Source organism: Polynucleobacter aenigmaticus, from assembly GCF_002206635.1.
GTDB classification, from domain to species: Bacteria; Pseudomonadota; Gammaproteobacteria; order Burkholderiales; family Burkholderiaceae; genus Polynucleobacter; species Polynucleobacter aenigmaticus.
This window is the reverse complement of sequence record NZ_NGUO01000013.1, coordinates 29812-48572: the sequence shown is the minus strand read 5'-3', so window position 1 is coordinate 48572 and position 18761 is coordinate 29812. Positions and strand designations below refer to the sequence as shown.

The window sequence follows — 18761 nt, the reverse complement described above, 5'->3', positions numbered from 1 at the left end:
CATGCTTGAGTTACGAGAAACTGCCCTCGCAATACTGGCAAATACCGATGTGCAATCTAAAGTTAGCGAGCTGCTCAGTCTGTTTGATGAGTATCAAGATCAACACGTTGCTTTAAATATTTCGACTAGCTTTGATAGTCAATGTTTCAGTCTTCCTGGGCGACCTTCTAAGCCAGATTTAGTGGCGCCGAAGTGGGTCCCCAAAAGAAGAATGGATACCGTTGAAGGTAGATCCATTCTCTGGCACTCACTTGCGCATATTGAATTTAATGCCATGAATCTAGCCTTGGATGCAATCTGGCGTTTTCCGGATATGCCTAAGGAATACTATGAGGATTGGTTAAAGGTTGCCAAAGAAGAGGCATACCATTTCAGCTTGGTCAATCAGCATATGCAGTCCTTTGGATTTAGCTATGGTGACTTTCCAGCGCACAATAGTTTGTGGGAAATGGTTGAGAGAACTACAGATTCAGTCATTGCCAGGATGGCCTTGGTCCCCAGAACAATGGAGGCAAGGGGTCTTGATGCAGTTCCGGGGATTCGGGATCGCTTTAAGCAAATCAAAGATGCCAAAGCTGTGGAAATTCTAGAGATTATTCTTAATGATGAAATTGGCCATGTGCTGATTGGTAATCGTTGGTTTAATTTCTTGTGTGCTGGTGAAAATTTATCTCCGATCACTGCGTATAGAGAGTTGGCCAGAAAATATCATGCGCCTACATTGAGGGGCCCCTTTAATTTCGAAGCTCGCAAGCAAGCGGGATTTACTTCTGAAGAATTGAGCTTGCTCGAATCGCTCAGCGAGAAACGGCCACAGATAGCATGAAGATTCTGAGTTTAATTCCGCCGATGACGCAACTCAATACGCCGTATCCATCAACGGCTTATCTCACGGGGTTTTTACGTTCACAAGGCGTTGATGCAGTTCAAGAAGACTTAGCTTTGGCCTTAGTACTTGGATTCTTTACTCCGGAAGGCTTAGCAGAGATTAAAGAGGCAGCTCTAATGCTGCCCGAAGAAAAGCGCAGTGCTAGCGTCAACTTCTTCCTTGATTATTTTTCTGATTACCAAAATACCATCGCATTGGCGATAGCATTTTTGCAGGGGCGCGATAGCACTCTGGCCCATCGCATCAACAGCCGTACCTTGTTGCCAGAAGGTCCTCGTTTTGCATCTTTAGATGTTTACGATGAAGAAGAGGGTGGGGATTCATTGGCGTGGGCATTCGGTGCACTCGGTTCTCAGGATAGGGCACGTCATTTAGCAACTCTCTATCTCAATGATCTATCCGATGTGCTCCGTGATGCAGTAGACGAGCGTTTCGAGTTTGTCCGCTATGCGGAATCGCTGGCAGGCAGTCAGCCTACCTTTACGCCTTTGGCAGATGCCTTAGCAGCAAGCCCCACATTGATGGATTTGCATTTACAGGCTCTAACAAAGTCTTCAATTGAGAAACATCAACCAACATTGGTGTTGTTATCTGTACCATTCCCTGGTGCTATGTATGCCGCCCTGAGAATTGCGCAAACTATTAAATCATCTTACCCACAAATCAAGATTGGTTTGGGCGGTGGATATGTCAATACCGAATTGCGTGAGCTCACAGATCTACGTATCTTTGATTTTGTGGACTACATCACACTAGACTCTGGGGAGCGACCCTTGCTTGCGCTCATCGAGCATTTGAATGGAAAGCGCTCAGCTGAAAGATTAGTGCGTGTATTTATCCGCAATACTAACAATGAAGTCCGCTATATTAATTGGCAAGAACCTGATGTTCCATTTGAGGACGTAGGTACTGCCACCTGGGATGGCCTTCCACTTAATTCATACTTGTCTTTGCTGGATATGTTGAACCCCATGCATCGCCTCTGGAGTGATGGTCGCTGGAACAAGCTCACTGTTGCCCACGGTTGTTATTGGAAAAAATGTAGTTTCTGTGACGTTAGTCTGGATTACATCTCACGGTATGAAACCGCTTCAGCTAGCCTATTGGTTGATCGTATCGAAACGATTGTTGCAGAGACCGGCCAGACTGGATTTCATTTTGTGGATGAGGCTGCACCACCCAAGGTCTTGAAAGCCCTTGCCCAGGAGTTGATACGTCGCAAGGTAATTATTTCTTGGTGGGGCAATATTCGTTTTGAAAAGACTTTCACCCCAGAGTTATCCGAGTTGTTAGCGCAAAGCGGCTGCATAGCCATGTCGGGTGGCTTAGAGGTGGCCTCGGACAGGCTACTAGATCTCATGAAAAAAGGGGTGTCTGTAGAGCAGGTAGCTCAAGTGACCAAAGGCTTCTCTGATGCGGGAATCTTGGTGCATGCTTATCTGATGTACGGTTTCCCAACACAAACCGTCCAAGAGACGGTTGATGCCTTGGAATATGTCCGCCAGTTTTTCGAAGCCGGCTGCATTCAGAGTGGCTTCTTTCATCGTTTTACTTGTACTGTACATTCACCGGTCGGCCAAGATCCGCAGGCCTATGGTATTTCATTAGTGCCATTGCCGGAGATTAGTTTTGCCAAGAACGATGTGGCGTTTATAGACCCGAGTGGGGTGGATCATGATCTTCTTGGGGTAGGTTTGAAGAAGGCTATTTATAACTTTATGCACGGAGTTGGCTTTGAGCAAGATGTCGATACTTGGTTTGAGATATCTGACATTCCAAAGACGACGGTTGCCCGAAATAAAATAGCCAAATTCTTAAGGCTTCTATAAACTTGGCGTTACCTATTTACTGAATTTAATTACCCTGGGTGGCAATATGAATTTATCTCGTCGCACCTTCATCGCATCGGCTGCTTTAGCCCCTGTTGCCTGTGGGAGTCTTTCTTATGAGCACGGTATTCCGGTTGCTCAACCAAAACCGCTGCCTGTAGTACGCCCCCCTCAAGTGGGGCAAGAGTGGACCTATATAAAGAAAGATGTCTTTGACGGCAAAACTCTGGGTGTGATTAATGAGCGTGTTGCAAGTATTGGCTCAACTATTGTGATTGACCGAATGACAACTGATGGCGCTAGATTGCCCAGCGAGATTCAGACTGCGTGGGGTATGGTTGCTACGGATACCCAGTGGTCACGTTTACTCAATTTCAACCCATCTTTACCGCTCTGGCCAGAGCAACTTTCCACCACTTGGGCAAAGCAGTTCAATACCAAGTACAGCATTGCGGGTTACTCTGAGTCACGAATGAATTGGCAGGAATATATGAGCGTACAAGGCTGGGAAAAAATTACCGTTCCCGCCGGAGAATTTGTGGCATTACGTTTTCAGACGCTCATTAATTATGAAAGTGATGATCCTAACAAAGTGGATTGCATTCGAAAAGAAACGGTTTGGTTCGCGCCGCAGATTGGTCGCTGGGTTGCGCGTGAGGCATCTGGTTCATATCAAATTCAAGGTCAACTGGGGCCCGTAATTCTAGAAGGCAGTTATCAATGGCAACTCAGCTCTTACAAGTAAACGCAGTTCGCAGACTTCTTGTATTGTTGTCGCCGGCATTGCTGGCAGCCTGTATTTCTGCGCAGCCTTACCCAAACTCAATTCCATTGCCGCAGCCAGTAAATCCTCCTAAGGTGAGGGTGCCACAAGTCGGTCAGCAGTGGGTCTACAACGTTCGCAATGTCTTTAACCAAGAGTTGGTGGATATTGTCACCGAGAAAGTGGTTTTTGTTGGGCCCCAGATTCGGATTCAGCGTAGTGGACTCAAAGCAGGGCCACTCCCTGACGAAATTCAAGAACCTTGGGGTTACATCCTTCAGGATCCTCATTGGATGCCCGCTCAAAAATTTCAGCAGGCTTTACCATTGTGGCCCGAGCAACTGGTTCCAGGATGGTCTAGCTTTTACCGGACACGCTACCAAGTTCTTGGCTACCCCGATAGTAGTTATTACTGGGGTTTAAATGTGACGGCACTCCAATGGGAGGGGGTTTCTGTTCCGGCTGGTGAGTTTGCGACTCTCAAGTATCAGAATGAAGCACCGTATTTTGAGAGCAATGACGTCTTCAGGGTTGCCAGCTATCGTCAGGAGGATGTGTGGCTTTCCCCGGAAATTGGCCGCTGGACTATCCGCAGGGGGTATGGGCGCTACATCTTGGGTGGTATGTATTGGCGAGAGGCCTTATGGGAGGATTACCTAGAGTGGGAGCTTGTGTCTTGGAAGTAAGTAAAGAGCTTAAAATCAATACTTAGCTATGTATACCGTAAAAGAACTCTTTCCGACCCTTCAGGGTGAGGGCGCCCACACAGGTCGCGCAGCTGTCTTTTGTCGTTTTGCTGGCTGTAATTTGTGGAGCGGTCGCGAAGAAGACCGGTCTACCGCAGTTTGTCAATTTTGTGATACTGACTTTGTTGGAAGTAATGGTGCTGGTGGCGGCAAATTTGAAACTGCTGTTTTGCTTGCTGACACTATTGAAGAGGTCTGGAATAGCACTTCAGCTGGGCCACAGCAGCGATATGTTGTTTTTACTGGTGGTGAACCACTGCTTCAACTCGACACCGCCTTAATTGATGCATTGCATGCCAAAGGCTTTACCGTTGCGATTGAGACTAATGGCACGATCAAAGTTCCTAAGGGAGTGGATTGGGTATGCATTAGCCCTAAAGCAGGTTCGGATCTGCTGGTGCTGCAAGCTGATGAAATTAAAGTAGTGATTCCGCAAATAGGCCACAGCCCTATAGAAACCCTGTTGGCCCGATTTGAGAAGATGGATTACCGTAATCGATTTTTGCAGGCCATGGATGGCCCCAATCTTCAGGAAAATATGGCATTGGCAGTGCGCCTATGTCAAAAAAGACCGTTGTGGCGTTTGAGTGTTCAGACCCATAAAATGATCGGTATTCGATAGCAGCTGCATCAAGTAATTTTTAAGTACTCAGAAAAGTAAAATGACCACCAAGCAAGAAGCCATTTCCATTACCCGTCGACTCGAGTTTGACTCAGGACACCGCATTCCGAATCATGATGGACAGTGTCGGCATTTGCATGGTCATCGTTATGCGATTGAGGTTACCTTGACCGGCGTGATTGCTGACCATCCTGGCAAAGCCGATGATGGCATGGTCTTGGACTTTGGAGATATCAAGCGCCTCACTAATCAATATGTGGTGGAGCCTTGGGATCATGCATTCTTAGTGGCTAAGGAAGATGCGGGATTAGTTGAGTATCTAAATACTATTCCCGATCACAAGACGGTGGTGATGGAGCATGTTCCTACAGTTGAGAACTTAGCCAGCGCCGCATTTAACTTGCTACAACCCGTATTTGAAAAAGCGTTTGAGGGTCGACTCAAGCTTTCATCTATTCGACTTTATGAAACCCCCAATTGCTGGGCTGACGTTTCTCATTCATAAGAAACACTATGCAAGCTGAGCTTGATCGTCAATTTATGCAGCAAGCTTTAGTTCAAGCAAAGCTCGCTGCAATTGCTGGTGAAGTGCCTGTGGGTGCCGTGCTAGTTAGAGAGGGTAAGGTCATCTCCACTGGCTTCAATAAACCCATTATGAATAGCGATCCTAGTGCTCATGCCGAGATGATGGCAATCAGGGCGGCTGCGCAAGATGAATCCAATTACCGCCTACCGGGCACCACCCTTTATGTCACTCTAGAGCCTTGTACCATGTGTGCTGGAGCAATGTTGCATGCTCGGGTAGAGCGCGTTGTATTTGGCGCTACTGACCCTAAAACCGGTGCAGCAGGAAGCGTGCTCAATGTATTCTCTGAAAAGCAGATTAACCACCAGACTCAGGTTGAGGGTGGCATCATGGGCGATGAATGCAGCCAGGTACTGCGTGATTTTTTTAAGGAGCGGCGTTGAAGCAAATTCATTTGATTGCTCCTTCTGGGGCTAGCTTAGATCCTCTTAGTCCATTAGCTGGTATTGAGTGGCTTAAGCAGCAGGGTCTTGAAGTTTTAAATACCGATTGTGTCAAGCGGGTCGAGCAGCGATTCGCAGGCTCGGATGCAGATCGTTTAACAGAAATCAATCAACTCGCCAATTTACTTCCTGAGATTGCTGTTGTAGCAATGCGAGGTGGTTACGGCTTGCATCGCCTGCTTCCAAATATTGAGTGGGATGCTATTGCCAAGGCGATTCAGAATGGACTGCAAATTTGTGGTCACAGTGATTTCACAGCCTTTCAGTTGGGAATATTGGCAAAGACTGGTGCGATTACCCTGGCTGGACCCATGCTCAATTTTGACTTTGCATGTCAGGGCGAGCAGGGTAAAGGCGTTACTCCGAATGCATTTATGTGGGATCACTTTCAAGAAGCAATCAAGGAGCGAAAATTAGATTGCACCATCAGTGCGCCACAGCCGTATTTAAGAAAATTATCTACTGGTCAATGTTCAGGAATACTTTGGGGCGGAAATCTGACAGTGCTGTCAGGTCTAGTTGGCACCCCGTATTTTCCTAATAGTCAGCAAACCCAAGGCGGCATTCTGTTTATCGAGGATGTGAATGAACATCCCTACCGCATCGAACGCATGTTGATGCAATTGTTGGATGCGGGCATCTTGAGTAATCAAGGCGCCATTCTTTTGGGTGGATTCTCGGCATATCGTCTTTACGAGAATGATCGTGGATATGCCTTGGAAAGTGCTATCGAGGCTATTAGCAAGCGTCTCCCCGAGAATATTCCAGTATTAACAGGCCTACCGTTTGGACATCAAGTTGAAAAACTCACTCTACCGGTAGGTGCGCAAGCGCACATTCAATATGATGCGGAAGGTTTTACTATCCACTCTCAGTGGTAATAACTTAATTATTAAGGACTCCCCCTTGCGAGTATTTGTATTTTTAATCAGCATATTGATTGCGAGCGCTGCAATGGCAACAGAAGAGCCCAAGTACGTTCTCTTAGAAAAATCTGAACCCTTTGAATTGCGTGCTTATGCACCGCGTATCGTTGCTGAAGTAAAGGTAGATGGTGATCTAGATGCAGCCTCTAACCAGGGCTTTCGCCTCATTGCCGCTTACATCTTTGGAAAAAATCAGGTGAGCGAAAAAATTGCCATGACTGCTCCGGTCGGAATTGAGTCAGGCGATCAAAGCAAGAGCGCAAAGATTGCAATGACTGCTCCAGTAACCATTGAGGGCCCGAAGTCACAGGACAAGAGCAATCAAAATCAATGGACGGTATCGTTTGTAATGCCAGCAGAGTACACGCTAAATACCTTGCCTAAGCCATTGGATTCTCAGGTGAAGATCAGGGAGGTGCCATCAGAAAGGCGTGCGGTAATTACTTTTTCTGGTTTTTACAATGAGGATAAAGTGCAAGAAAAAACTCAGGCGCTCCAAGACTGGATCAAAGCCAGGAATATGAAGTCGATTGGTGAGCCTCAGTTTGCACGCTACAACCCGCCCTGGACCCTACCCTTCATGCGGCGTAATGAGGTCATGATTCAGGTGCTGGAATAGACGTCTTAATTCTTAAGTATTAAGCCTCAAAACTCTTTAATACAAATCCAGTGCCACTATCTTGTCCTAGGGCTTTAATAAGGATAGGCAGACTTTCAGCCAGCTGCTTTTCTAATGTCCATGGTGGGTTGATGATGAACATCCCGCTGGCTTGAAGGCGACGCTCCTTAGGAGCGTTTTCCACTCGTAGTTCAGTATGAAGCCAAGAGCGTTTATGGGCTGTAGCAATCTTTTTCATACGATCGGGTAGCGCGGCAGACTCTCTTCTCGATAGGGTTGGATACCAAATGGCATAACACCCTGTTGCGAAGCGGTGCAGGGCTTCTTCCATAGCGGTTTCAAGGTAACGGTAGTCTTGTTTATCTTCGTAAGAAGGATCAATCAAGACTAGCCCGCGTCTACTGGGCGGCGGCACTAATCCCTTGAGTCTGGCAAAACTATCTTCTGCATAAATATCAATTTGTTTCGCCTGTTTGAGCTCGCTGATGTTGTGACGCAGGATATCAATTTCTTTGGGGTGTAGCTCAAAGAGCTTTAGGCGATCTTGGGGTCTTAATAAACGCGCCAGGATAAATGGGGAGCCGGGATAAATTGTGATTTCATCTTCGGTATTTTCAGCGCGAATACACTCAAGATAGTTAGCGATTCCTGGACACAAAGAATTGGTCTTGGCAAATTTCGCCAAGCGATAAATACCTTCGTTAGCTTCTTTGCTGACAGTTGCAAACCCGTCAATCAGACTGTAGATGCCAGCACCCGCATGGGTATCAACGATCGTGAGTGCGCCGGGCTTTTCTTGAAGATATTCCACCAAATGAATCAAAATCAGATGCTTCAGAATATCCGCATGACTACCTGCATGAAAAGCATGGCGATAACTAAACATCTTTAAATAGCCTTTGGTTTTTGAGCTTTAATAAATAAAGCCAGGGTGATGCTGATCAATGCCGCACAGGCGTATTGCAAAGATTGGTTTAATTCAGAGTCTAAAGTCTGAGTTAGCATGACATAGATGCCCCCCAGTCCAGCAAGAGCTAGCAAGCGGGGACCAGTTTTAGTAGGTGATAGTTGAGCTTCTGGAATGAGGCCGGCTAAAAGAGCACCAAGCATGCCCGACCATATTCCAATGGCGGAGCCCGCAAAAACATCGGTAAGCCAGTGAGCGCCAAGCGCACTGCGTGAGAGTCCAGCAAAACCAGCCAGAACGAATACCCACCAAAGGGATGATCTTTTGTTTTTATCGCTGGCAAAGTAAATTCCAGAAGCAACTGCAAAAGCAGTCAGCGTGTGACCAGAGGGCATTGCTCGGTGCAGGAGCGGGCCCCCGACGATATAGAAGTCTTCCAGGGCAAGAATACTGGCTGGCCTCGGCATCTCAAGAAGAGGTTTAATGATGAGGCTCACTATTCCGCCCAATGATGAGGCAAAGAGTCCGGCGATAAGCAGTCGAGGCGACAGTACTAGCAAAGGGAAGCATATGGCAAAGATGCCCCAGCCATTGCCAAGGAAGGTGAGCCAAGCCCACAAAGTATCGGGAAGCATCTGGGTATAACGATTGACGAATAAAAACGTGGGTGTTTGTAAATCACCAAAGTAAATGGCGATTGTTAGGCCAAGTGGAATTAGCGGGATGCACCAGACCCAGAGCGATGCAATAGCTACAGCTGATTTGTGCCGCTCAGTCATGCGAATTAGTGCGCCCGCGCTTGATCAGCTTCATTTAATTGATGCACCATCTTCTCTAAAACTTGAGGGACGGTAATAGCTTGCATGCAAACATTGTCATGGCAAGGTGTTTTGCGGTGATTGGCTGCACTGACGCAGGGGGAGCAAGCCAAATTGGCTGTAATCGAAATCGACTTACCAACAGAGCCATAGAGGGCTGGAGTTTCTGGTCCAAATAGAACCACCGTTCTTAATGGCGTTACTGCGGAGAAGTGGCCTGGACCCGAATCATTGGTCACCATTACATCTGAGAGCGTATAGAGCGGCGGCAGTTCTGCAAAGCTCACTTGGCCAGCAAAGTTCAGGGCATTCTTGACATTAGCTATCGCGCGTACTTTTTCAACGTATTCAAATTCGGCGGGGGAGCCAGTGATCAGAATTAGATCATGGGGGTAGCGCTGGCTGAGCCCTTGGATCAACTCCGAAAAGCGCTGCTGCGCCCAACGTCTTTGCGGTAATAAATCACTTGCATTGGGGTTGACCAAAATCAGACGTTGTTTGCCCTGAGTAAATTCAATGCCAGCAGCTGAACTGAGTTTTTCGATGCGCTCGCGAACCTTGCTCAAAACTGAAGGGTCGATGATTGCTTGCTCTAAGCGCACTTCGGAATCCGTAATATGGATTTTACTAAAAGGAACTTCAATTTCTTTGGCGAATGCCGCATGAATCAAAGAAAGAAAGTTTTTGGTGATATGAATATGGGGGTTGTAATGAACCTTGCGAGTCAACATAAAGCCACGCCACAATCCTTCGCCATGAAAGATGTGATAACCAACGCGACGCCGTGCGCCGCATAGACCAGTCAACAGGGCAGTAAAGCGTGAGAACAACTCCAAATCAATCACGGTATCAATGCGGTGCTTACGTGCCACGATTAAGAACTTGATGGTATCTTTAATTAAGCCACCCAGACTAGAAGAGTCGATCGTAAAAATATTCTCTGGCTTAACCGTATTTAGCAAAGTTAAGCTGGCACGATTGCTCTTAAAGATCAGAAAAAATAGTTCAGCGCCGCGGGCTTGTGCATTGCGCATGGCTGGATCAACCAAAATAGCGCTACCCATTTCGGATAACTCAATAAAGAGTAACTTGCGTGGCGTGTCTGAGCCTCGATTAAAGGCATTCTTGATTCCATCAATCAGAGCAACGATCGGGCTTGCTACTGCGCAGAGTGGCACACCGACCCAGTGGTCAATGGCGCGCATGGTGTTGACGCTAATACTCATAGTGGGACTTTAAAAGAATTATTTCCGTTTTAATAAAAAGTAAGCACCAGGTAATACGGATAACACGGTAATGGCGCCGTAGCTGATAGATGCCAGCACTGTCATAGATGGGTTGACGCCCCATAGTGCCAGCACAGAGGAGAGCGTAGCCTCACGCAAGCCCCAGCCAGAGATGCTGATGGGTAACATCAATAGCAGGCTCAGTGCAGGCAAGCCAATCATCAGGGCTTCAATGGGTGCATCTACTCCATAAGCCTTCAGACAAAATAAGAGCGTCATAATCGTTAGAGAATGAATGCCAATCGCGACTGCGGCTTGAGCTACATTCATTGGCCAAGAAAAAGCCAGCTTGATACCGGGCAGGGCATGATTCATTTGGAGGCGGTCAAGTAACTTTTGCAAAAGATTGCAGCTAGGGCCCCAGGCCAAAATGACTGCAATGAGTAAGCCTGAAAAAATCATGATGCCCGTGACGGCATAACCTAGATCTTGTCCCCAGGCAGCCAAGGTGGCGCCACCGAGTATGAGACCGATTCCACCTAATAGATTGTTGCCAGCTAAACCGAGTAAGCGATCCACTAAGACCATCGAAAAACTCAGGCGTAGTTTTGGGGTTGCATGTCCTAAGTCAACAGAGTGATGAAGCTGTTCATCCAACTCTTTTTCTTCGGTCAATTTGCCGCTGCTATTTAAATGGGTTGCGGTAATGGCGCGATAACTATCGCCGCCAAGCGTGCTGGGCAATCCTTGGTTGATGAGTCCGCCCGCAAAATAGAGTGCTACAAAGTCTATGAGACTTCCCTGAAAGCCCACTTTGCGCATGAGAAATCCCCAGCGCAAGCCACCGCAAATAAAGGCGCATAGCATTGTGAAGCCAGCAGCCAAAAACCACCAAGGCTGCATTTGAATTTGAGAATTTAAGAGTGCGTGCCAATCAATTCCGCTGGTGGCTTTCCAGAGCAGGGCGACGGATAGCAAAATGCGAATAGTGGGCCAAGCCCGCTTGAGGATAGCTTTCCACCCAGGTGTGGCTTTTGGGGTGGCTTGGGGTTGTGAACTCATAGGCGTAAGGATAATGCCTTGAGCGCAGAGGGGTATTAAAAAGGTCCTGAATTCAGGGAATTAACGGGCTGCACCAGCATCTTGCCAGTTATGGCAGAGGCTGTAGTCAAATTTGGATAAAACCTGCCCAAATCGGATGATCTCTAGGCTATCTAGGGGCTCGCACCGCTCAAAAGCTAAATTACCCCCGATTGGTGGATTAAATGCCATTCCCGACCAGTTAATGAGTAAGACACTTGCACCAGCGGCTAATGGCCCAAACCAGAGATCAAATTGATCCTGTCGTTGGTCTAGAACATAGACGGGCAGGGGTTTGGCATACCAAGCCGCCCGACTACCCAGCGTCCAATTTTGCACAGCAATACCGCTTGCTTTTGTTGCCTCAGAGAGCTGAGCCGCCTTTTGTCCAGCCAATTTCCAGCCATAGAGATCCGCAATCGGGTTGGACTTGATGGCCGTGGAATTGATGCCGCCGACCAAAACAAAACCAAAGCCTAGCAAGCAAACGAGCAGTTGCCCAATCACTAGAACGCGAATGGCTGAGCGATGTTGCATGGCCCATGCTTTAGCTAGACCAATCCCAGCGAAAGGTGCAAGGCAGAACCAAGCGGGAGAAGTCCAGTGTGGCAGGCTACCACCGCCAGAGAGGGCGGCAAAGATGATGAAGGGGATAATAAAGAAGCTCAGTAAGGCAATGAGAATAAGCTTCTGCGCGCGTAGGCAACTCTTGAAAAATGAAAATGCCCCCAAGACTAATAGCGGTCCAAAGCACGCAAGCTGAATTCCAATAAAAGCAGCCACTCTGCGCCATGCCCAAGTAGCACCACTGCCATGGGCAATTTGATACTTGAATGAGATCCAGTCATTGATCCAGTTCCAGTAGAGCACTGGGCTAATGACAATTAAAGCGATCGCTACGGCCATCCAGAAGCCCGCTTTTGTGATCCAGGCTTTCTTGGGGGAAGCTAAAAAAACCAAGAGCAAGGCAAAGGCAGTAAATGCTGCGGTGTACTTACTAAGACCTGCTAAGCCCAGTAGTAGGCCCGTGATCACCCAGTCAGCCAGAGAAAATTGATCTTTGCGAGTCCAACGCAAAGCCATCAACATGAGTCCAAGACTTAAAGGGGTAAGCAAAGTATCGGGCAAGAGACCAATTGCCAAAACATGAGGGAGCGGCGCCGCAATAATGGCTAAAACAGCCATGAAGCCGCATAAGTTAGCTGAAGGTAGTGCGGTAGTTAAATATCCAGCATTACGCCCTTGCATTAGGCGGTGGATTTCAATAGTTACTTGATAGACCAAAAAAGCAGAAAGCGCCCAGAGTAATTCTGGAATTAAACGAATGATGCCTTCGGATGATGTGAGGGAAACCAGAGGCCATTGAATCCAACCCACCAACGGTGGGTGATCAAAATAACTCCAAGCAAGGTGTTTTGCATATAAAGCGTAATGGGCTTCATCGACAGAGAATTCAACCGAAAACCCGAGAGCAAAGTGCACTAGTGCGGCAATGCAGATGCAGATGGCGGCCCAGCTTGAGGGTGATTGATGGCGCATGCAATGATTTTAGACTTACTCCCTACATTCTTTGGGACAATAGGGGTATGTCCATAAGAAGTTTCTCCCGAGCCCTACTGCTTTTGACTGCTGCATCCATCTTTTTGGCGGGTTGCGCCGGCTTTACTGGTAACTCTGTTGAGAATGAGGCTGGCCAGGCTTTTAATGCAGATCAATTACCTGCCCAGGAGGATTTGCCAAAATTCTCCGCCGAGAAGGCTCGAGATGGCATGCCGGAGGGATGGCACTTTTATCGTATAGCGCCCTTTAAGAAAAATACGGTTTATCGCCTTGAGAAGTATCAAGGACGAACTGTGCTTGCCGCCAACTCCAAAACCTCAGCTTCAGGTCTTGCAGTAAAACTTCGCCCGCGCTCAGCACAAAACTTATGGCTACAGTGGGAGTGGAAGGCTGTAGGGGCAATGCCTCAAGCCGACAATGCCGATAGTTATCTCGACGATGCGCCATTACGGCTTCTCGTAGCCTTTGATGGCAACAAATCAAAACTCTCCCTTAAAGAAAAGCTGACCTTTGAGATGGCTAATTTAATTAGCGGCCAAGAGATGCCGTATGCCACGGTGATGTATATCTGGTCTGGTAAAAATGCGTCCAACACTGTTTTAAATAATGCGCACACCTCTCGAGTGAAAATGATTGTGGTGGATTCTGGTTGGGATAACTTGGGTGAGTGGCGCAAGCATGAACGTGATCTTGCGGCAGACTACAAGCTAGCCTATGGAGAAGCACCAGGCAATGTAATTGGTATCGCACTGCTGACCGATACGGATAACACCAAATCAGAAGTGCGCGCCCTCTACGGCGATATCGAGCTATTACGTAAGAACGTAAAGTAAGGCGCCGATTTTATCTCTCTCTTTTCTAGCGATGACTAGGATGCCAGCGCTTTAAGAGTAGGGCATTGCTCAATACGCAGAAGCTAGAGAGTGCCATGGCGCTACCTGCTAGCATCGGTGTTAAATAGCCTAGCGCCGCCATCGGTATGCCGATGGTATTAAATGCAAATGCCCAAAATAAATTTTGACGAATCTTGTTCCAAGTTTTCTTGGAAATATCAATTGCATCAGCCACTAAAGTGGGATCACCGCGCATGAGGGTAATACCGGCGGCCTGCATGGCAACATCAGTTCCGGTGGACATTGCCATACCCACATCTGCCATCGCCAATGCAGGTGCATCGTTTACACCATCACCAACCATTGCTACAAAATGTTTTCTACCTTCCGGTGCGGTTTGCAGTTTTTGAATTATTTCTGCTTTATTGCCCGGCAGGATTTGCGCAAAGACTTCATCTATTCCGATTTTTTTACCTACGCGCGTAGCAGCGGCTAAATTATCGCCAGACAACATCACTGTCCGAATATCTAATACATTTAATGTGTGGATCGCCTCATGAGCATTTGGCTTGAGCTCATCTCCAAAAGCAATGATGGCAATTGGAGTGGGGACCGCAGTTATTTCCGAGCCTGCATTCATGAGTACAGAAACCGTTTGACCTTGATTGAAGTAGCTCTCTGCTTTTTCTAAGATGATGGGGTAGTGAGTAGAGTCGTCAAGAGATGCCACGCTTTGGAGGCGCAAGGTTTGTCCTGCAAAAACACCGGCGCTGGGAATACCTTCAATGCCAATCCCTGGTAGCGCCTTACTGGCCGATGCCGCAATCGGTAAAATATTCTTTTCTTTAGCTGAGTCGATGAGCGCTTTAGCCAAGGGATGTTCACTTCCCAATTGCAAGCCTGCAGCAGTAGCGAGTATTTGACCCCCATCTACTGATGACAAATTAAAAGGCAGCAGGGCCAGCATGCGTGGTTTGCCAACGGTCAATGTGCCAGTCTTATCAAAAGCAACAATGTCGAGTTTGTGTGCCAGTTCCAATACCTGGGGATCCTTAATCAAAATGCCAAAGCGTGCAGCGACACCGGTACCAGCCATGATTGCCGCTGGAGTGGCTAAGCCTAATGCACAAGGACAGGCAATCACTAAAACAGAGACGGCGCGCAAGATCGCAATGGAGGTTGAGTCAAAATAAAGCCAATTACCAATGCCAGTAAAAATTGCTAGCAGAATGACGGTGGGCACAAAGATGGCGCTGACTTGGTCAACTAGTTTTTGAATGGGGGCTTTTTGGGTTTGTGCATCTTCAACCAAATGGATGATTTTTGAGAGAACACTCTCAATACCAACTGCCTCTGCCACGATCACTAACGCACCCTCGCCATTCAAAGCGCCTCCGATGACTTTGGAGCCATGTGTTTTTTTAATGGGCTCACTTTCACCGGTGAGTAGGGATTCATCGATATGACTAGCGCCCAAAATAATGACGCCATCCACTGGAATGCGTTCACCAGGGAGCGCCACCACTCTATCGCCGGGAAGCACTTGGTCTAAAGGTAGGTCGCGGTACTGCTCTGGACTCACGCCAGCATTACCTTGGAGTTCAAGACCTGCATTCAATACCTTGGCGTGCTCTGGCCAGAGTTGTTGCAGGGCGCGAATGGCTTCGCTGGTTTGTTGTTTGGCACGAGCCTCTAGCCATTTGCCTAATAAGACCATGCAGATAATGACAGCCGAGCCTTCAAAGTAAAGTTCATGTGTGTGGGTAGAGGCGAGCAAGAGGTACAAGCTGAGACCGAAGGCAGCGCTGGTTCCTAGTGCTACCAATAAATCCATATTGCCAGCGCCAGCCTTGAGAGATTTGTAACCTGCTTTATAAAAACGCCATCCAAATACAAATTGCACTGGAGTAGCTAAAGCTAGCTGCCACCATCCTGATAAAGACCAGTGAATGCCTAATGGCATGAAGAACATGGGTAAAAACAGCGGGGCAGAAAGTAGAAAACTAAGAATGACGCGACCTAAGCCGTCCGCAGCCCAGAATGACTTGGCGATGCTCTGGTCAAGCTTACCCCGTGCAGAGCTTTCTTTAGCTTCATAACCCGTCTTCTGAACCAGTTTGATGATGTCTGCGAGACTTATAGAGCCCGCCTTAATACGAATTTTGGCCTGCTCGGTTGCCAAATTGACGCTGGCAGCCTCAACCTCGGGAATCTTACCTAAGGCCTTCTCCACGCGACCAACGCAAGATGCGCAGGTCATTCCGCCAATATCTAGGGTGAAAAACTCGGAATTGGTCAGTTCTTTAGGTGTCATGTGGAAGATAATCTACCGTAAGGTAAAAAAAGGCCATTAACAATAGTATTTTGATAGTTTAAAAGGAGTTCTTATGTTTACTCTCAAGGTCTCAGGAATGACTTGTGGCGGCTGTATTAACGCAGTGACTCGTGCAATTCAGGCGCAAGACCCTCAAGCCAAGGTGCAGGCAGATTTGCCGACTCAGGTAGTTAGCCTTGAAACAAGTCTATCCCCAGGGCTGGCTGCAGAGCTGATCACCGATGCAGGCTTTCCAGTTTCTCAATAACCCTAAATTTGGCTTTAGCAATTTTTTGCATGTGCGGTTAATCTACCCTCTAATCCATTTTTCGCAATAACACTGAATAATAGAAATTGAACGCCCCGTAAAAGGGTTGTTCTTCATAGGAGAAAGTTGTGTCGCTTACTGTAGAGGCTGTGCAAGCAGCATTAAAGGGTTTAATTGACCCAAATACCCAAATTGATTTTGTATCGGCAAAGAGCGTCAAAAATTTACGGGTAGATGGTGGAGAGATTAGTCTGGACATCGTGCTTGGTTACCCCGCTAAAAGCCAGTTTGACATTATTCGTAAATTAGTGATTAACATGCTTCGTGAATTGCCTGATGTTAAAAATGTTAGCGTGAATGTCAGTAGTCAAATTGTTGCGCATGCAGTGCAACGAGGCGTCAAATTATTGCCAGGCGTAAAAAATATTATTGCAGTAGCTAGCGGTAAGGGTGGTGTCGGAAAATCCACCACTGCCGTCAACCTTGCATTGGCTTTATCTGCAGAAGGCGCTCAAGTTGGCATATTGGATGCGGATATCTATGGCCCAAGTCAACCTATGATGCTCGGTATTACTGGCAGACCAGAATCAATTGAAGAAAATACCATGGAGCCTATGGTGGGTCATGGTCTCCAAGCGAGCTCAATTGGTTTCTTGATTGATGATGATGCGCCGATGGTGTGGCGCGGCCCAATGGTTACCTCTGCATTAGAGCAGCTGCTACGTCAGACCCGTTGGCGCGATCTAGATTATTTAATTGTGGATATGCCACCAGGTACTGGCGATATTCAGTTAACACTTGCGCAAAAGGTACCAGTCACGGGCGCGGTCATCGTGACAACGCCGCAAGACATTGCGCTATTAGATGCCCGCAAGGGTTTAAAGATGTTTGAGAAGGTCGGCGTGCCGATTGTTGGCATTATCGAAAATATGAGCACTTATGTTTGTCCAAGCTGCGGTCATGAAGAGCATGTGTTTGGCTCGGGCGGTGGCCAGAAGATGTGTAAAGAGTATGGCGTGGATTTCTTAGGCGACTTACCGTTGAATTTATCGATTCGTGAGCAGGCAGATGCAGGTCGCCCTACTGTAGTGGCTGATCCAGATGGCGCTATTAGCACTCTTTATAAAACGATTGCCAGAAGGGTCGCTATTAAGGTGGCTACTCTCTCAAAAGATATGAGCAGTAAATTTCCTAACATCGTGGTTCAGAATACCTAAGGCCTTATGCGTTTTGCAGTACTCATGCGCAAGCAGTTTATTGATAACCCCTGGATTTCATTTCGGTGGGCGCCGCAGGAGGTGTTGCCTGATTTTGGTCAATTTAGCAGCACCTCGATCTCAGACAATAAGATCTCTGGGCAGTTTCTAGGGCGCGATGATCAGGGTGAGTCCTGGTTATTTACGGGGTATGAGCTGAATCTCTTTCCGGATGAGGCTGAAGGTTATTACCTCAACTTGTCAGCAACTCTGCCTGCGTGGTTTGTGATGTGGCGTCTAGAGGAGGATGTGGAGCGCTACATTGATGGGCAGTCTATCGAGTTGGCCAAATCAGATCCCTCGTTTGCCATACCTCACCGCATCTGCGTTAGCTATAACGAAGCGGGGCGCTTATTAGATGGCGGTGAATCGGTTGATAGTGTTCCATTGACTCCGGAGCATGCCTCTTGGCTTCAGGAGTTTGTCAACGAACACTATCGCCCTGAACCCAAAAAACGTCATCGCCCCGCATCATTTAAGGGCGCTGATCGCTCAGCGGAGGATTGATGGCTGGTGGATTTCTCAATCGCTGGTCTCGACGTAAGTCGGGGGAGCACCTCGAGCCTGAAAAAAAATCAGCCGATGATGCTAAGCAAGCATTAGTGGCTAGCCCTGATGCGACTGAGCAAGTTGTGGAGATTCAAGATGCTCCGCTACCTGCGACATTGGATGATGTGGAGAAGATTGATCGCTTTGCGCCTGACTTCTCCGCGTTTATGAAGCCTGGTGTTGATCCAGCGGTACAGCAAGCAGCTATGAAGAAGATGTTTTCGGATCCGCACTTTAATGTCATGGATGGTTTAGACATTTATATTGATGACTATTCCAAGCCAGATCCCATCCCCTTGGAGATGCTCAAGCGCATGGTTCAGTCCGATATGCTGAATATCTTCCGCAAAGATAGCAGTGAGGAGCTTGAATCTACGATCGTTGCTGCCACCGATCTTCCGGGGTCAAAAGAGTCAGCTTTGCCGGCGCTAGACCAGACTGATTTAACATCCACACAAACACCTGTTCAGGAGGTGGGGGATAAAGACTCCTTACCTGTGGATAAGAAAACCAGTTAAGAAGAGTAT

At 47.6% G+C, this 18761-nt stretch carries 20 protein-coding genes; 14 read left to right on the top strand and 6 right to left on the bottom strand.

What is annotated here, in order from left to right; translation table 11 throughout:
* Position 1 precedes the first annotated feature (1 nt).
* The 9 genes from CBI30_RS08730 to CBI30_RS08690 are packed head-to-tail and all read left to right on the top strand — an operon-like array spanning position 2 to position 7423.
* A complete protein-coding gene (locus CBI30_RS08730; RefSeq protein ID WP_088527922.1) occupies positions 2-826 on the top strand; it encodes a ferritin-like domain-containing protein in 825 nt (274 codons plus the stop codon).
* Positions 823-2718: a B12-binding domain-containing radical SAM protein gene (locus tag CBI30_RS08725; protein WP_088527921.1), complete on the top strand. Its 1896-nt coding sequence runs from the start codon at positions 823-825 to the stop codon at positions 2716-2718. The genes CBI30_RS08730 and CBI30_RS08725 overlap by 4 nt, the downstream gene beginning before the upstream one ends.
* Positions 2719-2764: 46 nt before the next feature.
* The gene (locus CBI30_RS08720) at positions 2765-3463 is read left to right on the top strand and encodes a hypothetical protein (protein WP_088527920.1); all 699 of its coding nucleotides are present in this window, start codon (positions 2765-2767) and stop codon (positions 3461-3463) included.
* Positions 3439-4167, top strand: a complete 729-nt coding sequence (locus CBI30_RS08715; protein WP_088527919.1) for a hypothetical protein — start codon at positions 3439-3441, stop codon at positions 4165-4167. The genes CBI30_RS08720 and CBI30_RS08715 overlap by 25 nt, the downstream gene beginning before the upstream one ends.
* A gap of 28 nt (positions 4168-4195) precedes the next feature.
* Positions 4196-4849 (top strand): 7-carboxy-7-deazaguanine synthase, encoded by a 654-nt coding sequence (queE, locus tag CBI30_RS08710; RefSeq protein ID WP_088527918.1) that lies wholly within the window; start codon positions 4196-4198, stop codon positions 4847-4849.
* Positions 4850-4889: 40 nt separating this feature from the next.
* On the top strand, positions 4890-5354 hold the full coding sequence (gene queD, locus CBI30_RS08705; protein ID WP_088527917.1) for a 6-carboxytetrahydropterin synthase QueD: 465 nt from the start codon (positions 4890-4892) through the stop codon (positions 5352-5354).
* 8 nt (positions 5355-5362) lie between these two features.
* Positions 5363-5818 (top strand): tRNA adenosine(34) deaminase TadA, encoded by a 456-nt coding sequence (gene tadA, locus CBI30_RS08700; RefSeq protein WP_088527916.1) that lies wholly within the window; start codon positions 5363-5365, stop codon positions 5816-5818.
* On the top strand, positions 5815-6759 hold the full coding sequence (locus CBI30_RS08695; protein WP_088527915.1) for an LD-carboxypeptidase: 945 nt from the start codon (positions 5815-5817) through the stop codon (positions 6757-6759). Before tadA ends, CBI30_RS08695 begins: the two co-directional genes overlap by 4 nt.
* Positions 6722-7423: an SOUL family heme-binding protein gene (locus CBI30_RS08690; RefSeq protein WP_240553550.1), complete on the top strand. Its 702-nt coding sequence runs from the start codon at positions 6722-6724 to the stop codon at positions 7421-7423. Before CBI30_RS08695 ends, CBI30_RS08690 begins: the two co-directional genes overlap by 38 nt.
* A 19-nt stretch (positions 7424-7442) precedes the next feature.
* Here the strand turns inward: CBI30_RS08690 and CBI30_RS08685 are convergent, their stop codons facing one another.
* Genes CBI30_RS08685 through CBI30_RS08665 form a run of 5 tightly spaced genes read right to left on the bottom strand, consistent with a single transcriptional unit; the run spans position 7443 to position 12993 of the window.
* Positions 7443-8309, bottom strand: coding sequence for a 23S rRNA (adenine(2030)-N(6))-methyltransferase RlmJ (locus tag CBI30_RS08685; RefSeq protein WP_088527914.1), 867 nt, complete (start codon positions 8307-8309; stop codon positions 7443-7445).
* A 2-nt stretch (positions 8310-8311) separates the two neighbouring features.
* Positions 8312-9109 carry a phosphatase PAP2 family protein gene (locus CBI30_RS08680; RefSeq protein WP_088527913.1) on the bottom strand — a complete coding sequence of 266 codons (798 nt, stop codon included), beginning with the start codon at positions 9107-9109 and terminating at the stop codon, positions 8312-8314.
* Positions 9110-9114: 5 nt separating this feature from the next.
* On the bottom strand, positions 9115-10374 hold the full coding sequence (locus tag CBI30_RS08675; RefSeq protein ID WP_088527912.1) for a glycosyltransferase family 9 protein: 1260 nt from the start codon (positions 10372-10374) through the stop codon (positions 9115-9117).
* Between the two features lie 18 nt (positions 10375-10392).
* Positions 10393-11436 (bottom strand): lysylphosphatidylglycerol synthase transmembrane domain-containing protein, encoded by a 1044-nt coding sequence (locus CBI30_RS08670; RefSeq protein ID WP_088527911.1) that lies wholly within the window; start codon positions 11434-11436, stop codon positions 10393-10395.
* 60 nt (positions 11437-11496) lie between these two features.
* Positions 11497-12993: a glycosyltransferase family 39 protein gene (locus tag CBI30_RS08665; protein ID WP_088527910.1), complete on the bottom strand. Its 1497-nt coding sequence runs from the start codon at positions 12991-12993 to the stop codon at positions 11497-11499.
* Between the two features lie 47 nt (positions 12994-13040).
* On the opposite strand from CBI30_RS08665, the gene CBI30_RS08660 reads away from it, so the two are divergent.
* Positions 13041-13847 (top strand): DUF3047 domain-containing protein, encoded by an 807-nt coding sequence (locus tag CBI30_RS08660; RefSeq protein ID WP_088527909.1) that lies wholly within the window; start codon positions 13041-13043, stop codon positions 13845-13847.
* A 25-nt stretch (positions 13848-13872) separates the two neighbouring features.
* Here CBI30_RS08660 and CBI30_RS08655 read toward each other — a convergent pair whose 3' ends face one another.
* Positions 13873-16161, bottom strand: a complete 2289-nt coding sequence (locus CBI30_RS08655; protein WP_088527908.1) for a heavy metal translocating P-type ATPase — start codon at positions 16159-16161, stop codon at positions 13873-13875.
* A gap of 73 nt (positions 16162-16234) precedes the next feature.
* Here CBI30_RS08655 and CBI30_RS08650 point away from each other — a divergent pair, with 73 nt between their 5' ends.
* The 4 genes from CBI30_RS08650 to CBI30_RS08635 all read left to right on the top strand — a co-directional run bounded on the left by CBI30_RS08650 (position 16235) and on the right by CBI30_RS08635 (position 18752).
* Complete coding sequence (locus CBI30_RS08650; protein WP_088527907.1) at positions 16235-16429, top strand: heavy-metal-associated domain-containing protein; 195 nt, start codon at positions 16235-16237, stop codon at positions 16427-16429.
* 128 nt (positions 16430-16557) lie between these two features.
* Positions 16558-17646, top strand: coding sequence for an iron-sulfur cluster carrier protein ApbC (apbC, locus tag CBI30_RS08645; protein ID WP_088527906.1), 1089 nt, complete (start codon positions 16558-16560; stop codon positions 17644-17646).
* Positions 17647-17670: 24 nt separating this feature from the next.
* Positions 17671-18192: a DUF3305 domain-containing protein gene (locus tag CBI30_RS08640; RefSeq protein WP_240553549.1), complete on the top strand. Its 522-nt coding sequence runs from the start codon at positions 17671-17673 to the stop codon at positions 18190-18192.
* Complete coding sequence (locus CBI30_RS08635) at positions 18192-18752, top strand: DUF3306 domain-containing protein (protein WP_088527904.1); 561 nt, start codon at positions 18192-18194, stop codon at positions 18750-18752. Before CBI30_RS08640 ends, CBI30_RS08635 begins: the two co-directional genes overlap by 1 nt.
* Positions 18753-18761 lie beyond the last annotated feature (9 nt).

What these genes read in the sequence shown, in the direction of transcription:
- CBI30_RS08730 (WP_088527922.1), top strand. Translation starts at nt 2, where the DNA reads ATGCTTGAGTTACGAGAAACTGCCCTCGCAATACTGGCAAATACCGAT.
- CBI30_RS08725 (WP_088527921.1), top strand. Translation starts at nt 823, where the DNA reads ATGAAGATTCTGAGTTTAATTCCGCCGATGACGCAACTCAATACGCCG.
- CBI30_RS08720 (WP_088527920.1), top strand. Translation starts at nt 2,765, where the DNA reads ATGAATTTATCTCGTCGCACCTTCATCGCATCGGCTGCTTTAGCCCCT.
- CBI30_RS08715 (WP_088527919.1), top strand. Translation starts at nt 3,439, where the DNA reads ATGGCAACTCAGCTCTTACAAGTAAACGCAGTTCGCAGACTTCTTGTA.
- queE (WP_088527918.1), top strand. Translation starts at nt 4,196, where the DNA reads ATGTATACCGTAAAAGAACTCTTTCCGACCCTTCAGGGTGAGGGCGCC.
- queD (WP_088527917.1), top strand. Translation starts at nt 4,890, where the DNA reads ATGACCACCAAGCAAGAAGCCATTTCCATTACCCGTCGACTCGAGTTT.
- tadA (WP_088527916.1), top strand. Translation starts at nt 5,363, where the DNA reads ATGCAAGCTGAGCTTGATCGTCAATTTATGCAGCAAGCTTTAGTTCAA.
- CBI30_RS08690 (WP_240553550.1), top strand. Translation starts at nt 6,722, where the DNA reads ATGATGCGGAAGGTTTTACTATCCACTCTCAGTGGTAATAACTTAATT.
- CBI30_RS08685 (WP_088527914.1), bottom strand. Translation starts at nt 8,309, where the DNA reads ATGTTTAGTTATCGCCATGCTTTTCATGCAGGTAGTCATGCGGATATT.
- CBI30_RS08680 (WP_088527913.1), bottom strand. Translation starts at nt 9,109, where the DNA reads ATGACTGAGCGGCACAAATCAGCTGTAGCTATTGCATCGCTCTGGGTC.
- CBI30_RS08675 (WP_088527912.1), bottom strand. Translation starts at nt 10,374, where the DNA reads ATGAGTATTAGCGTCAACACCATGCGCGCCATTGACCACTGGGTCGGT.
- CBI30_RS08670 (WP_088527911.1), bottom strand. Translation starts at nt 11,436, where the DNA reads ATGAGTTCACAACCCCAAGCCACCCCAAAAGCCACACCTGGGTGGAAA.
- CBI30_RS08665 (WP_088527910.1), bottom strand. Translation starts at nt 12,993, where the DNA reads ATGCGCCATCAATCACCCTCAAGCTGGGCCGCCATCTGCATCTGCATT.
- CBI30_RS08660 (WP_088527909.1), top strand. Translation starts at nt 13,041, where the DNA reads ATGTCCATAAGAAGTTTCTCCCGAGCCCTACTGCTTTTGACTGCTGCA.
- CBI30_RS08655 (WP_088527908.1), bottom strand. Translation starts at nt 16,161, where the DNA reads ATGACACCTAAAGAACTGACCAATTCCGAGTTTTTCACCCTAGATATT.
- CBI30_RS08650 (WP_088527907.1), top strand. Translation starts at nt 16,235, where the DNA reads ATGTTTACTCTCAAGGTCTCAGGAATGACTTGTGGCGGCTGTATTAAC.
- CBI30_RS08640 (WP_240553549.1), top strand. Translation starts at nt 17,671, where the DNA reads ATGCGCAAGCAGTTTATTGATAACCCCTGGATTTCATTTCGGTGGGCG.
- CBI30_RS08635 (WP_088527904.1), top strand. Translation starts at nt 18,192, where the DNA reads ATGGCTGGTGGATTTCTCAATCGCTGGTCTCGACGTAAGTCGGGGGAG.